The sequence below is a fragment of the Nocardia cyriacigeorgica GUH-2 genome (assembly GCF_000284035.1).
Classification (GTDB): domain Bacteria; phylum Actinomycetota; class Actinomycetes; order Mycobacteriales; family Mycobacteriaceae; genus Nocardia; species Nocardia cyriacigeorgica_B.
Genome location: NC_016887.1, coordinates 2683055 through 2696763 on the forward strand (window position 1 = coordinate 2683055; position 13709 = coordinate 2696763).

The following is a 13709-nucleotide window of genomic DNA, read 5'->3' on the forward strand; positions in this document are numbered from 1 at the left end:
TGCCTCACTGAAGCCCCTGGTTAATAGCCGGGTCGGATGTGTGTGCGTGTGTTCTTTGAGAACTCAATAGTGTGTCGATGAATGTCAGTGCCAATATTTTATTGGTTCCGGCCCCTCATACCCCCGTGTGTTGTGGGTCGGACATTTAGTCAGCAAACATTTTTGCTGGCGTTTTGTTTTGCTGGGTTTTCGGACTCTAGTTTAGATCTGATTGCACCTTCGGGTGTGATTGTGAGTCTTCAACGGAGAGTTTGATCCTGGCTCAGGACGAACGCTGGCGGCGTGCTTAACACATGCAAGTCGAGCGGTAAGGCCCTTCGGGGTACACGAGCGGCGAACGGGTGAGTAACACGTGGGTGATCTGCCTCGCACTCTGGGATAAGCCTGGGAAACTGGGTCTAATACCGGATATGACCTTACATCGCATGGTGTTTGGTGGAAAGATTTATCGGTGCGAGATGGGCCCGCGGCCTATCAGCTTGTTGGTGGGGTAATGGCCTACCAAGGCGACGACGGGTAGCCGGCCTGAGAGGGCGACCGGCCACACTGGGACTGAGACACGGCCCAGACTCCTACGGGAGGCAGCAGTGGGGAATATTGCACAATGGGCGAAAGCCTGATGCAGCGACGCCGCGTGAGGGATGACGGCCTTCGGGTTGTAAACCTCTTTCGACAGGGACGAAGCGCAAGTGACGGTACCTGTAGAAGAAGCACCGGCCAACTACGTGCCAGCAGCCGCGGTAATACGTAGGGTGCGAGCGTTGTCCGGAATTACTGGGCGTAAAGAGCTTGTAGGCGGCTTGTCGCGTCGATCGTGAAAACTTGGGGCTCAACCCCAAGCTTGCGGTCGATACGGGCAGGCTTGAGTACTTCAGGGGAGACTGGAATTCCTGGTGTAGCGGTGAAATGCGCAGATATCAGGAGGAACACCGGTGGCGAAGGCGGGTCTCTGGGAAGTAACTGACGCTGAGAAGCGAAAGCGTGGGTAGCGAACAGGATTAGATACCCTGGTAGTCCACGCCGTAAACGGTGGGTACTAGGTGTGGGTTTCCTTCCACGGGATCCGTGCCGTAGCTAACGCATTAAGTACCCCGCCTGGGGAGTACGGCCGCAAGGCTAAAACTCAAAGGAATTGACGGGGGCCCGCACAAGCGGCGGAGCATGTGGATTAATTCGATGCAACGCGAAGAACCTTACCTGGGTTTGACATACACCGGAAACCTGCAGAGATGTAGGCCCCCTTGTGGTCGGTGTACAGGTGGTGCATGGCTGTCGTCAGCTCGTGTCGTGAGATGTTGGGTTAAGTCCCGCAACGAGCGCAACCCTTATCTTATGTTGCCAGCGCGTAATGGCGGGGACTCGTGAGAGACTGCCGGGGTCAACTCGGAGGAAGGTGGGGACGACGTCAAGTCATCATGCCCCTTATGTCCAGGGCTTCACACATGCTACAATGGCCGGTACAGAGGGCTGCGATACCGTGAGGTGGAGCGAATCCCTTAAAGCCGGTCTCAGTTCGGATCGGGGTCTGCAACTCGACCCCGTGAAGTTGGAGTCGCTAGTAATCGCAGATCAGCAACGCTGCGGTGAATACGTTCCCGGGCCTTGTACACACCGCCCGTCACGTCATGAAAGTCGGTAACACCCGAAGCCGGTGGCCTAACCCCTCGTGGGAGGGAGCCGTCGAAGGTGGGATCGGCGATTGGGACGAAGTCGTAACAAGGTAGCCGTACCGGAAGGTGCGGCTGGATCACCTCCTTTCTAAGGAGCATCTGCTCAGATCCTTCCGAAAAGTCGGAAGTGACTGTGCCAGAGCCGTTTCGGACTCACCTGTAGTCCGGCGGAGCTCATGGGTGGAACGCTGACAACCTCTCCCGCATCATGGTGCCAGCCGAGTCCGGTGCCGCGGTTGATATATCGACACACTGTTGGGTCCTGAAAGAACAGACGTTCTTTCCAGGCAAAAAATACGATCCGCTCGGATTTTCGGTTAGTACCGCAGGGCTTGCTCTGGCCGGCTTCGAGATTCAGTTCGAGTGGGTGTGTTGTTTGAGAACTGCACAGTGGACGCGAGCATCTTTGTTAGTAAGTGTGTAAGAGCGTACGGTGGATGCCTTGGCACCAGGAGCCGATGAAGGACGTAGGAGGCTGCGATAAGCCTCGGGGAGCTGTCAACCGAGCTGAGATCCGAGGATGTCCGAATGGGGAAACCCAGCACGAGTGATGTCGTGTTACCCGCGCCTGAATGTATAGGGCGTGTGGAGGGAACGTGGGGAAGTGAAACATCTCAGTACCCACAGGAAGAGAAAACAATAGTGATTCCGTGAGTAGTGGCGAGCGAAAGCGGAAGAGGCTAAACCGTGTAGATGTGATAGCCGGCAGGTGTTGTCTATGCGGGGTTGTGGGGCTCATTTTCTCGTTACTGCCGTGGCGAGCAACAGTCAGAAAAGTTCGTGTTAGCTGAATTGGTCTGGGACGGCCAACCATAGACGGTGAGAGTCCGGTAAGCGAAAACATGTGCTCTGTTGTAGTGAGTTCCCGAGTAGCAGCGGGCCCGTGAAATCTGCTGTGAATCTGCCGGGACCACCCGGTAAGCCTGAATACTCCCTGGTGACCGATAGCGGACTAGTACCGTGAGGGAAAGGTGAAAAGTACCCCGGGAGGGGAGTGAAATAGTACCTGAAACCGTGCGCTTACAATCCGTCAGAGCCTGCGCCACTTCGGTGGGTGGGTGATGGCGTGCCTTTTGAAGAATGAGCCTGCGAGTTAGTGGCATGTGGCGAGGTTAACCCGTGGTGGGGTAGCCGTAGCGAAAGCGAGTCCGAATAGGGCGATTTGAGTCGCGTGTTCTAGACCCGAAGCGGAGTGATCTACCCATGGCCAGGGTGAAGCGACGGTAAGACGTCGTGGAGGCCCGAACCCACTTAGGTTGAAAACTGAGGGGATGAGCTGTGGGTAGGGGTGAAAGGCCAATCAAACTCCGTGATAGCTGGTTCTCCCCGAAATGCATTTAGGTGCAGCGTCACGTGTTTCACGCCGGAGGTAGAGCTACTGGATGGCCTAGGGGGCCCACAAGCTTACCGAAGTCAGCCAAACTCCGAATGCCGGTGTGTGAGAGCGTGGCAGTGAGACTGCGGGGGATAAGCTTCGTAGTCGAGAGGGAAACAGCCCAGATCGCCGGCTAAGGCCCCTAAGCGTGTACTAAGTGGAAAAGGATGTGGAGTCGCGAAGACAACCAGGAGGTTGGCTTAGAAGCAGCCACCCTTGAAAGAGTGCGTAATAGCTCACTGGTCAAGTGATTCTGCGCCGACAATGTAGCGGGGCTCAAGTACACCGCCGAAGCCGCGGCACTCCAACATGACATCCACATCCGACTACGGTTGGGTGTGCAGTGGTTGGGGTGGGTAGGGGAGCGTCGTACAGCCAGGGAAGCAGCGGTGTGAACCAGTTGTGGAGGCTGTGCGAGTGAGAATGCAGGCATGAGTAGCGAAAGACGAGTGAGAAACTCGTCCGCCGAATGACCAAGGGTTCCTGGGCCAGGTTAATCCGCCCAGGGTGAGTCGGGACCTAAGGCGAGGCCGACAGGCGTAGTCGATGGACAACGGGTTGATATTCCCGTACCCGTGTATCCGCGCCCATGCTGAATCAGTTGTGCTAAGTGCCCAAATCCCCCGGGAAGACCTTCGGGTCTCGAGTGGGGTGCTGCGCATGACCCCGGCTGGTAGTAGGCAAGCGATGGGGTGACGCAGGAAGGTAGCTGGGCCAGTCAGTGGTTGTACTGGTGTAAGCCTGTAGGGAGTCTGATAGGCAAATCCGTCAGACATGTATCCTGAGAGGTGATGCGTAGCCGATTGAGGCGAATTCAGTGATCCTATGCTGCCGAGAAAAGCCTCTAGTGAGTTGGTACACGGCCCGTACCCCAAACCGACACAGGTGGTCAGGTAGAGAATACTGAGGCGATCGAGAGAACTGTGGTTAAGGAACTCGGCAAAATGCCCCCGTAACTTCGGGAGAAGGGGGACCACGCCTGGTGACCGGATTTACTCCGTGAGCTGGGGGTGGTCGCAGAGACCAGAGAGAAGCGACTGTTTACTAAAAACACAGGTCCGTGCGAAGTCGTAAGACGATGTATACGGACTGACGCCTGCCCGGTGCCGGAAGGTTAAGAGGACCGGTTAGCGACCTTCGGGTTGCGAAGCTGAGAATTTAAGCCCCGGTAAACGGCGGTGGTAACTATAACCATCCTAAGGTAGCGAAATTCCTTGTCGGGTAAGTTCCGACCTGCACGAATGGCGTAACGACTTCTCTGCTGTCTCAACCACAGACTCGGCGAAATTGCATTACGAGTAAAGATGCTCGTTACGCGCGGCAGGACGAAAAGACCCCGGGACCTTCACTATAGCTTGGTATTGGTGTTCGGTACGGTTTGTGTAGGATAGGTGGGAGACTGTGAAGCGGGCACGCCAGTGTTCGTGGAGTCGTCGTTGAAATACCACTCTGATCGTATTGGACCTCTAACCTCGGACCATGATCTGGTTCAGGGACAGTGCCTGGTGGGTAGTTTAACTGGGGCGGTTGCCTCCCAAAATGTAACGGAGGCGCCCAAAGGTTCCCTCAGCCTGGTTGGCAATCAGGTGTCGAGTGCAAGTGCACAAGGGAGCTTGACTGTGAGACAGACATGTCGAGCAGGGACGAAAGTCGGGACTAGTGATCCGGCACCGGCATGTGGAAGCGGTGTCGCTCAACGGATAAAAGGTACCCCGGGGATAACAGGCTGATCTTCCCCAAGAGTCCATATCGACGGGATGGTTTGGCACCTCGATGTCGGCTCGTCGCATCCTGGGGCTGGAGTAGGTCCCAAGGGTTGGGCTGTTCGCCCATTAAAGCGGCACGCGAGCTGGGTTTAGAACGTCGTGAGACAGTTCGGTCTCTATCCGCCGCGCGCGTCAGAAACTTGAGGAAGGCTGTCCCTAGTACGAGAGGACCGGGACGGACGAACCTCTGGTGTGCCAGTTGTCCTGCCAAGGGCACTGCTGGTTGGCTACGTTCGGAAGGGATAACCGCTGAAAGCATCTAAGCGGGAAGCCTGTTCCAAGATGAGGTTTCTCACCCACTCGATGGGTTAAGGCCCCCTACAGACCATGGGGTTGATAGGCCAGAACTGGAAGCCCGGTAACGGGTGGAGGTGACTGGTACTAATAGGCCGAGGACTTACCAACAAAGAAGCTACGCGTCCACTGTGCAGTATCTGAAACAACACACGAACCGTGTGATCCAGGTGAAAGGGGCTGCGCCCCTTTCAAACCCCGAGGGATCGGGGTTGGGTTTCCCGGGGGCGATGCCCCCGAACCCCCCGGGAGGAGAGAGGTTTTCTCTCCGGATCGGGTGCTCGAGGGCCAGGCCCTCGAAAACCCTTGGTCCGTCACGGTGTGACAGTTTCATAGAGTTACGGCGGCTATAGCGGTGGGGAAACGCCCGGTCCCATTCCGAACCCGGAAGCTAAGGCCACCTGCGCCGATGGTACTGCACTCGACAGGGTGTGGGAGAGTAGGACACCGCCGGAACATCCTTTCGCGAAAGCCCCCGACCACGGTCGGGGGCTTTCGTCGCTTCTATTTACTTTTACGGCCATAACTTCACGGCTCGATCAGGCCGGCCCGGATGGCGTATCGCGTGAGGGCGAGACGGTCGCGGAGGCCGAGTTTCTGTAAAACGTTGGCGCGGTGACGATCTACCGTCTTGATACTGATCACCAGATCGCCGGCGATTTCGCGGGAGGAATAGCCCTCCGCGACGAGCTTGACGATTTCCTCCTCACGGGGCGTGAGAGTCGTCGATGGCAGCGGGTCGCCCTGGTTGGCGCGTTCGAGCCAGTCGCGGATCAGCGAATTGACTGCCCCGGGATACAAATACGGCTCACCACGCAGAGTCGCGCGGCAGGCTTCGAGGAGATCGCGGTCGGCGACGGATTTCAGGACATAGCCGGACGCACCCACCCGCAACGATTCGAAGAAGTATTGCTCGTTGTCATACATCGACAGCATCAGGATCCGCACACCCGGATGATCGCGGTTGATCTCGCGGGCCGCCTGGATGCCCGTCATGCGGGGCATGGCGATATCGAGAATCGCGAGGTCCACGGGCACCTGCGTCAGCTGCTGCACCGCTTCATAGCCGTTGGCGGCTTCGGCGACGACGGTGAGGTCGGGTTCGGCGTCGAGGATCATCCGCAGGCCGGAACGGACGAGCGCGTGGTCGTCGGCGAGCAGGATGCGGGCCGGGCCGGGACTCATGAGCGGACGCCTCCGTTCGGATGCGGGATGGTCAGGCACACCGAGGTGCCGTGTCCGGGTGGGGATTCGATGGTGAGGTCGGCGTCGATGAGCAGAGCGCGTTCGCGCATCCCGCGGATGCCGGCGCCGTCCTCGTCCACGCCGCCGCGGCCATCGTCACGAACCCGGAGCACGAGCGAATCGCCGTGCGTGCGCAGGCCGAGTTCGACGCGGCCGGCCTGGGCGTGACGGGCGATATTCGTCAGGCTCTCCTGGGCGATTCGGTAGCAGACGAGTTCGACATCGGCGGCCAGGCGCGGCAGGTTTCGGTCGATATCGCGCGACACGGTGATCCCCGCGGTCGAAGCGAATTCGTTGCACAATGCGGCAAGCGCACTGGACAGGCCGAGGTCGTCGAGCACATCGGGGCGCAACCGGCGCGCGATGCCGCGCACTTCGTCCAGGCAGGACCGCACTGTTTCCTGCGCACCGTGCAGCACATCGACGACGTCGTCGGGTGCGCGGTCGGCCGCCCGCTTCATCGCCAGCAGTGCGACGGTGAGGCTTTGCCCGATCTCGTCGTGCAGCTCGCGGGCGATGCGCTGACGTTCGCCCTCTTGCGCCGCCAGGGCCGAGGCGCTGGCCGCGGCGCGTTCGGATTCCAGCCGCTGCACCATCGCGTTGAAGGAGTCGATCACCCGCGACATATCGCCGTTGCCGCGGTCGTCGAGTCGGCCGCTGCGCCGCAGCGGATCCACTCGTTGCATGGAGGCGATGAGCCGATCCAGTGGTGCCAGGCTCGTGCGCAGCAGGAAGGCGTTGGCGGCGAGGATCACCGCGAGCCCGATCAGCAGCACCGGAATCTCGGTCAGACGCACGCGCGCGGACACCGTGGCGGGCGACAGCGCGAGCACGAGCGTGCCGAAGGTGAACACCAATCCGTTGATGAGGAAGATCCGCCGGAACAGGGCATCCGCCGGTGTCCGGGTGTGTCGCCGGAACAGGCCCACTCCACTTCCCGGACGGTCCATGACCTCAGTGTGGCCGCTGGTGCACATGGTGTCCATGGGGTGCGCCACCCATTCCTGCGGGTCCGGATACATAGCTTCGTCCTGCACAGATGGGTGCGGGCACCGATAGTCGAGGGCCCGGCCCGTCACCAAGGATTGAGACCGGGACAGCAGCCGGTCACGGGAGGAGTGCTCGACATGGACGTCGACCGCACCACCGTGCCCGGGCAGGGCACGGTGCATCATCTGCTGACCCGGAGCGGCAGCCGCTTCGCTCTGGTCGCCAGTAGTGACGGCAGCAAACAGGTGCTCGTCTACGACCGCGGCGGCGACGAACCCGCCCGGACCATCTCGCTGGACGCCGACGAGGCCGATCAGCTCGCCGACCTGCTGCACAGTGCACCGATTCCGGACCGGATCGCTCGCCTGGAACGGCTGATGGACCAATTCACCGGCGAGCGGAGCCGCTGATGACCACCCTCTTCCCGCACGCGCGACGGGGCCAGCCGATGCAAGCACATGAGATCGCGATTCAAATGCCGACCGTCCACCCCGGTGATCCGGTCGCCAAGGCGATGCGGTTGATGGTGGTCAACCGGCTGCCGGGCATGATCGTCGTCGACGATGACGATCGCCCCCTCGCGGTGCTGCCCGGCACCCAGGTGCTGCGATTGGCGATTCCCAGTTCCTACCAGGACGATCCGGCGCTCGCGCGCACCATCGACGAAGTACATGCCGAGCTGTTCTGGCGCGAACCCGGGCATCTGACGGTGGGCGACTGCCTGCCGGAACGCTCGGCCAAGCCGGCCATCGTGCGCCCGGACGCGACGCTGCTCGAGATCGCGGCCCTGATGGCGCAGCGGCACAGCCCACTGGTGGCGGTGGTGAATCATTCGCGCACTCTGCTCGGTGCGGTGACCTTGGAACGGTTGCTGATCAGCCTGGCCGTCGCCGGTCCCGACGACTGAGCCGGATCCGGCCGAGGCGAGGTGAGCGATGAACCAGCTGCTGGCCGTTGCCATTTTCGTCGGCGCGTTCTGGTGCATTGCCACCGAGCGGGCCGACAAGGTGAAGATCGTGCTCATCGGCGCGGCGCTGATGACGGTGTTCGGGCTGGTGCCCGGCGAGGAAGTGTTCTACAACGCGCACGCCGGCATCGACTGGAACGTCATCTTTCTGCTGCTGGGCATGATGATCATCGTCGGCGTGGTCAAGCAGACCGGCTTGTTCGATTTTCTCGCGATCTGGGCCGCGAAACGCTCACACGGAAATCCGTTCCGGCTCTTGGTGATGCTGATGATCATCACTGCGGTCGCCTCGCCGATCCTGGACAACGTCACCATCGTCATGCTCATCGCTCCGGTGACGATCGTCGTCTGCGATCGGCTGGGCCTGGCCGCGCAGCCGTTCATCATCGCCGAAGTGCTCGCGGCCAATATCGGCGGCACCGCGACCCTCGTCGGCGATCCGCCCAACATCATCATCGGCAGCCGAGCGGGCTTGAGTTTCAACGACTTTCTGGTGCACATGGCGCCCGCGGTGACGGTGATCTTCGTGCTGTTCGTGGTGTTCACGCGGTGGTTGTTCCGCGCGCATCTGCGCCAGGATTCCGAGCACATCACCACCGTGATGGCATTGCAGGAGCGCCGCGCCATCACCGATACCAGGCTGCTCACCCGGGCGTTGCTGGTGCTCGGCGGGGTGATCGTCGGGTTCGGGCTGCATTCGGTACTGCACGTGGCGCCGTCGATCGTCGCACTGCTCGGTGCCGGGGCGATGGTGCTGATCTCGCGGCTCGACGTCGGCGAGATCCTGCGCGAAGTGGAGTGGGGGACATTGGTCTTCTTCATGGGGCTGTTCGTGATGGTGGCCGGGCTGGTGCATACCGGTGTCATCGACCGGATCGGTGACGCCGCGGTGGCCGCGTTCGGCGACAATCCGTTGCTCGCATCGGCGACGCTGGTGTTCGGTTCGGCGATCGTCGCGTCGTTCATCGACAACATCCCGTACACGACGACGATGGCGCCAGTGGTGGAGGGCCTCGTCGGGCAGACGCCCGATCCGGTTGAGGGGCAAGCGTTGTGGTGGTCGTTCGCCTTCGGCGCGGGCTTCAGCGGAAACGGGACGGCGGTCGCGGCCAGCGCCAACGTCGTCGCGCTGGATATCGCCCGTCGCGCGGGTCACCCGATCACCTTCTGGCAGTTCACCCGCTACGGCATCGTGGTGACGGCGTTGAGCAGCGTGCTCGCGTGGGCTTACGTCGCGATGCGCTACTTCTGACCGGCCCGGCGCCAGTGCGCGAGGAGCACCGGTACGACCACATCCCAGACGGAGCTATCCAGTGCTTGTGAATTGCAGCCACTGGATACCCCAGAAGGGGTGCTTGTGAAATGCAACCGTGCTATCGGGCCGTGTCGGGATGGGGTTGGGACAACAGCCCATCGAGCACAGGGACCTGGGTGGGCGGAACTTTGATGTCCATCTCGATCACATCACCTCCGACGGAGGTGAACTCGAACGAAAAGAAGGAGCAGCAGGCCGTCTCGCGAGCGGCGAGGTTGCGTGCGGTCTGCTCGGCTTCGGCGCGCAGGGTCAGCCGGACGTGGGTGGGGGAGAGGCGGTCGACGGAGGTCAGCGCGGCGGCGAACAGGTTCTCGAACTCCGCCTCGCGCAATAGTTGTTCGGCTGTCGGGAGGGTGCATGCATCGACCGGCGCCCATGTGGGGCCGGGACCGCTGTCGGCCGACGGATTCACGTCGCCGCCATCCGGGTTGTGCGGTGGGAGTAGTTCGGCGATCAGTTGTTCGACTCGCGCTCTGATTTGGTCCCGGATCGGGCGGACGGCCTCGATACCCTGACCTGCGGGGTCGTCGAGCACCCAGTCGCGGTAGCTGACACCCGGGAAGAAGGGGCAGGTGTCGCCGCAGCCCATGGTGATCACCACGTCGGAGGTTTCGACGGCCTCGGGGGTCAGGATTTTCGGTTGCTGGGCTGAGATGTCGATGCCTAGTTCGGCCATTGCCTGCACCGCGACCGGGTTGATGGATGCCGCCGGGGCGCTGCCGGCCGAGCGGACTTCGATGGCGTCGCCGGCGAGGTGGGCGAGGAAGCCGGCGGCCATCTGGGAGCGGCCCGCGTTGTGTACGCAGACGAACAGGACGCTGGGTTTGTCTGCCATGTGGTGGACCTTTCGGACGGTTCGGTGGCGCCGGTTAGGCAGGTTCGGTTATGCCGGTGGTCGAGTTCGTGAAGCGTTTGCGCAGTGCCAGCGACACATACACAAGGCCCACCAGGACCGGCACCTCGATGAGTGGCCCGACCACACCGGCGAGGGCCTGGCCCGAGGCGGCGCCGAAGGTGGCGATGGCTACGGCGATGGCGAGTTCGAAGTTGTTGCCCGCGGCGGTGAAGGCGAGGGTGGTGGTGCGGGCGTAGCCGAGGCCGAGGGTGGCGCCGAGCAGGTAGCCGCCGCCCCACATGATCGCGAAGTAGGCCAGCAGCGGGACGGCGATGCGCACGACATCCCAGGGGCGGGCGGTGATCTGCTCGCCTTGCAGGGCGAACAGGATCACGATGGTGAACAGCAGCCCGTACAGCGCCCACGGGCCGAGCCGGGGGAGCAGGGTGGACTCGTACCAGGAACGGCTCCTGGCCTTTTCGCCGAAGTGCCGGGTCAGGAATCCGGCCAGTAGGGGGATGCCGAGGAAGATCAGCACGGATTTCGCGATCTGCCAGGGCGAGGCGTCGATGGTGGCTTGTTCGAGGCCGAGCCAACCGGGCAGCACCGACAGGTAGAACCAGCCCAGCGCCGCGAACATGATCACCTGGAAGATCGAGTTCAGTGCGACGAGTACGGCGGCGGCTTCGCGATCACCGCAGGCCAGGTCGTTCCAGATGATGACCATGGCGATGCAGCGCGCGAGTCCGACGATGATCAGACCGGTCCGGTACTCCGGCAGATCCGGCAGCAGCAACCACGCCAGCGCGAACATCAGCGCCGGGCCGAGCACCCAGTTCAAGACCAGTGAACCGAGTAGGAGTGCGCGGTCGCCGGTGACGGTATCGAGCCGGTCGTAGCGAACCTTCGCCAGCACCGGGTACATCATGATGAGCAACCCGAGCGCGATCGGCAGCGAGATCCCGTCGACCTCCACCGCGCTCAGCGCATCGCCGAGGCCGGGAATCATCCGCCCGAGCAGTAGCCCGCCCACCATCGCCGCGCCGATCCACACTGGCAGGAACCGGTCGAGCGTGGAGAGCTTGCCGGCGACCGGCGCTGTCTCGGTGCCGACGCTCACGCCCGCACCTCCAAGGTACCGCTGTCGGCCAGCAGCACATCCGACAGCCGCCGCAAGGCCTCGGGCACCACGCGGTAGTACACCCACGACGCCCGGCGCTCACTAGCGAGCAACCCGGCTTCCCGCAGCACTTTCAGATGGTGCGAGATCGTCGGCTGACTCACCTCGATCCCCGCCGACAGATCGCACACGCACGCTTCCTGACCTGCGCGACTGGCGATACTGCTGAGCAAGCGCAGCCGCACCGGATCCGACAGCGCCTTGAACACCGCGGCAAGCTCGGCCGCCGATTCCGCACCCAGCGGCTCCCGGATCATGGGGGCGCCGGCGCATTGAGGTAGCGGTTCCGGATTCGACATGCATCGATATTGACGTATATCGAATCAGTTCGCAAGACGCGGTCCGTCTGTGGGCGAGTGGTCGCCGCTTGGCCTGCCTGCGAGGATCTGCGGGGTGATCACCGAGCATGCGCTGTTGACTGTCCTACCGGGCCGCGAGGCCGAGTTCGAAACCGCGTTCGGGCAGGCACGCGCGATCATCGCGGCGATGCCGGGTTTCCGCGAGCTGACGCTGTCGCGGTCGATCGAGGCTCCCGGCACCTACCTGTTGCTCGTCGGATGGGACCGGCTCGAGGATCACACAGTCGGTTTCCGGCAGTCACCGGAGTATCAGCGCTGGAAGGCGTTGCTGCATCACTTCTATGACCCCTTCCCGGACGTCACGCATTTCCGCCGGGTGTACTGACCCGCTCAGAGCATCGGGAGGTTCGGCGGGATCTGGAGGGCGACGGTCACCAGGGAGTGCACGCGGGCGGCGATGATCTCGAGTAGGCCTTGGATTTCGGCGGGGGCGGTTTCGGCCGCGGTCCTGAGGTTCTTGAGGTCCCCGTCGAGCTGGGCGAGGGCCTTGCCGGTGTCGCCGGGGCGGGCCGCGAGGGCGGCTGCGATCTCTTCCAGCGGGATGCCCTGGGCTTCCAGGCGCTGGATGAGGTGGATGCGGTCGACGTCGCCGGGGTGGTAGAGGCGGTAGCCGCCGGAGGTGCGTTCGGCGGGGGTGAGCAGGCCGAGGCCGGTGTAGTAGTCGATGGTCCGGTTGCTGACTCCCGCGCGGGTGGCCAATTCGCCGATGCGGACCAGAGTGTCGGGCATGGGCCTCCTTTCGCGCGGCGGTGAAACGATACAGCGCGTGCCGGGGCCGGCCTGCGAGGAGCGTCACGAGATACGCAAACCATACAGTTGCGCGTGTTACTGTGGGACCGCGATGACCACTTATCTGTCGGCCGAGTCGATCACCCACCTGGCGCTGCTGCCCGGTTTCCTGGACCCGGTGAACCTGCTGAATTCCTTCGGTACCTGGATGCTCGTCGGCCTGCTGGCCGTCGTCTTCATCGAGTCCGGGCTACTGTTCCCGCTGCTGCCGGGCGATTCGCTGCTGTTCACGGCCGGACTCATCGCAGCCTCGAAATCCACCGAGATCGAGCCGTTCGCGCCGATCTGGTTGCTGCTGATCCTGATTCCGCTGGCCGCCATCGCCGGGGATCAGGTGGGCTACTTGATCGGAGCGCGCGGCGGCACCGCGCTGTTCAAGAATAACGATGCCCGGCTGTTCAAGAAGAAGTACATCGACGAGTCGCACGAGTTCTTCGAAAAGCACGGGCCGATCACCATCGTGCTGGCCCGCTTCGTGCCCATCGTGCGCACGTTCGCGCCGGTCGTGGCGGGCGCGTCGGGTATGCGGTATCCGGTGTTCGCGCTCTACAACGTCGTCGGCGGCGTGCTGTGGGGTGCGGGCGTCACCTACCTGGGCTATCTGCTCGGTCAGATCGCGGTGGTCCGCGACAATATCGACCTGATCTTCCTGTTGATCGTGGCGGTGTCGGTGCTGCCGATCGTCATCGAGGTGGGCAAGCGCATGCTGGGGAACCGCGCGTCCGCCGAATCCGGTGCCGCGGAGCCCGAATCCGCCGAGGCCGAGGAATCCGTGCGGTACTGAAGGCCATCGGTGCGCGGGCCGAACGCTCGCCGGCCGGCCATCGGGTCGAACCGGATGGCCGTACACACGGCCGCGTCGTTCACCCGCCCGCTGCTGCGCCGCCGATATCGTTGGGCACCCGGTCCGGCGTCGCTCGACCG

10 protein-coding genes, 3 rRNA genes and 1 pseudogene are annotated in these 13709 nt (G+C 62.4%); 8 read left to right on the forward strand and 6 right to left on the reverse strand.

The annotated features are described in order from the left end of the window. Positions 1-239 precede the first annotated feature (239 nt). The 3 genes from NOCYR_RS12120 (at position 240) to rrf (ending at position 5561) form a co-directional block, all read left to right on the forward strand. A 16S ribosomal RNA gene (locus tag NOCYR_RS12120) occupies positions 240-1758 on the forward strand. A 322-nt stretch (positions 1759-2080) separates the two neighbouring features. Beyond that, a 23S ribosomal RNA gene (locus NOCYR_RS12125) occupies positions 2081-5216 on the forward strand. A 228-nt stretch (positions 5217-5444) separates the two neighbouring features. Beyond that, positions 5445-5561 (forward strand): 5S ribosomal RNA (gene rrf, locus NOCYR_RS12130). Together the 16S, 23S and 5S rRNA genes form the textbook arrangement of a ribosomal RNA operon. A 72-nt stretch (positions 5562-5633) precedes the next feature. Here rrf and NOCYR_RS12135 read toward each other — a convergent pair. Both NOCYR_RS12135 and NOCYR_RS12140 read right to left on the reverse strand, forming a co-directional pair. Next, entirely contained in the window at positions 5634-6290 is a 657-nt protein-coding gene (locus NOCYR_RS12135; protein ID WP_014350666.1) for a response regulator, read from the reverse strand. After that, on the reverse strand, positions 6287-7300 hold the full coding sequence (locus tag NOCYR_RS12140; protein ID WP_048834123.1) for a HAMP domain-containing sensor histidine kinase: 1014 nt from the start codon (positions 7298-7300) through the stop codon (positions 6287-6289). Before NOCYR_RS12140 ends, NOCYR_RS12135 begins: the two co-directional genes overlap by 4 nt. Before the next feature lie 177 nt (positions 7301-7477). Here NOCYR_RS12140 and NOCYR_RS12145 point away from each other — a divergent pair, with 177 nt between their 5' ends. From NOCYR_RS12145 to NOCYR_RS12155, 3 genes are read left to right on the forward strand one after another with little or no spacing between them, the layout of a single operon-like run. Further along, complete coding sequence (locus NOCYR_RS12145; protein ID WP_048834124.1) at positions 7478-7750, forward strand: hypothetical protein; 273 nt, start codon at positions 7478-7480, stop codon at positions 7748-7750. Next, the gene (locus NOCYR_RS12150; RefSeq protein WP_014350668.1) at positions 7750-8247 is read left to right on the forward strand and encodes a CBS domain-containing protein; all 498 of its coding nucleotides are present in this window, start codon (positions 7750-7752) and stop codon (positions 8245-8247) included. Before NOCYR_RS12145 ends, NOCYR_RS12150 begins: the two co-directional genes overlap by 1 nt. A gap of 28 nt (positions 8248-8275) precedes the next feature. After that, the gene (locus NOCYR_RS12155; RefSeq protein ID WP_014350669.1) at positions 8276-9559 is read left to right on the forward strand and encodes an SLC13 family permease; all 1284 of its coding nucleotides are present in this window, start codon (positions 8276-8278) and stop codon (positions 9557-9559) included. A gap of 499 nt (positions 9560-10058) precedes the next feature. On the opposite strand, the pseudogene NOCYR_RS12160 reads toward NOCYR_RS12155, so the two are convergent. The 3 genes and pseudogenes from NOCYR_RS12160 to NOCYR_RS12170 form a co-directional block, all read right to left on the reverse strand. Beyond that, positions 10059-10457: pseudogene (locus NOCYR_RS12160) on the reverse strand (arsenate reductase ArsC); the annotation flags it as partial. A 34-nt stretch (positions 10458-10491) separates the two neighbouring features. Then, positions 10492-11577 (reverse strand): ACR3 family arsenite efflux transporter, encoded by a 1086-nt coding sequence (arsB, locus tag NOCYR_RS12165; RefSeq protein ID WP_014350671.1) that lies wholly within the window; start codon positions 11575-11577, stop codon positions 10492-10494. Then, entirely contained in the window at positions 11574-11936 is a 363-nt protein-coding gene (locus NOCYR_RS12170) for an ArsR/SmtB family transcription factor (protein WP_048833294.1), read from the reverse strand. The genes arsB and NOCYR_RS12170 overlap by 4 nt, the downstream gene beginning before the upstream one ends. Before the next feature lie 94 nt (positions 11937-12030). On the opposite strand from NOCYR_RS12170, the gene NOCYR_RS12175 reads away from it, so the two are divergent. After that, the gene (locus NOCYR_RS12175; protein ID WP_014350673.1) at positions 12031-12321 is read left to right on the forward strand and encodes an antibiotic biosynthesis monooxygenase family protein; all 291 of its coding nucleotides are present in this window, start codon (positions 12031-12033) and stop codon (positions 12319-12321) included. Between the two features lie 5 nt (positions 12322-12326). Here the strand turns inward: NOCYR_RS12175 and NOCYR_RS12180 are convergent, their stop codons facing one another. Next, positions 12327-12725 carry a MerR family transcriptional regulator gene (locus NOCYR_RS12180; RefSeq protein ID WP_014350674.1) on the reverse strand — a complete coding sequence of 133 codons (399 nt, stop codon included), beginning with the start codon at positions 12723-12725 and terminating at the stop codon, positions 12327-12329. A 112-nt stretch (positions 12726-12837) separates the two neighbouring features. Between NOCYR_RS12180 and NOCYR_RS12185 the strand changes: the two genes are divergently transcribed. Further along, on the forward strand, positions 12838-13569 hold the full coding sequence (locus NOCYR_RS12185; protein ID WP_014350675.1) for a VTT domain-containing protein: 732 nt from the start codon (positions 12838-12840) through the stop codon (positions 13567-13569). The last annotated feature ends 140 nt before the right edge of the window (positions 13570-13709 follow it).

What these genes read in the sequence shown, in the direction of transcription:
- NOCYR_RS12145 (WP_048834124.1), top strand. Translation starts at nt 7,478, where the DNA reads ATGGACGTCGACCGCACCACCGTGCCCGGGCAGGGCACGGTGCATCAT.
- NOCYR_RS12135 (WP_014350666.1), bottom strand. Translation starts at nt 6,290, where the DNA reads ATGAGTCCCGGCCCGGCCCGCATCCTGCTCGCCGACGACCACGCGCTC.
- NOCYR_RS12170 (WP_048833294.1), bottom strand. Translation starts at nt 11,936, where the DNA reads ATGTCGAATCCGGAACCGCTACCTCAATGCGCCGGCGCCCCCATGATC.
- NOCYR_RS12155 (WP_014350669.1), top strand. Translation starts at nt 8,276, where the DNA reads ATGAACCAGCTGCTGGCCGTTGCCATTTTCGTCGGCGCGTTCTGGTGC.
- NOCYR_RS12140 (WP_048834123.1), bottom strand. Translation starts at nt 7,300, where the DNA reads ATGGACCGTCCGGGAAGTGGAGTGGGCCTGTTCCGGCGACACACCCGG.
- NOCYR_RS12150 (WP_014350668.1), top strand. Translation starts at nt 7,750, where the DNA reads ATGACCACCCTCTTCCCGCACGCGCGACGGGGCCAGCCGATGCAAGCA.
- NOCYR_RS12180 (WP_014350674.1), bottom strand. Translation starts at nt 12,725, where the DNA reads ATGCCCGACACTCTGGTCCGCATCGGCGAATTGGCCACCCGCGCGGGA.
- NOCYR_RS12185 (WP_014350675.1), top strand. Translation starts at nt 12,838, where the DNA reads ATGACCACTTATCTGTCGGCCGAGTCGATCACCCACCTGGCGCTGCTG.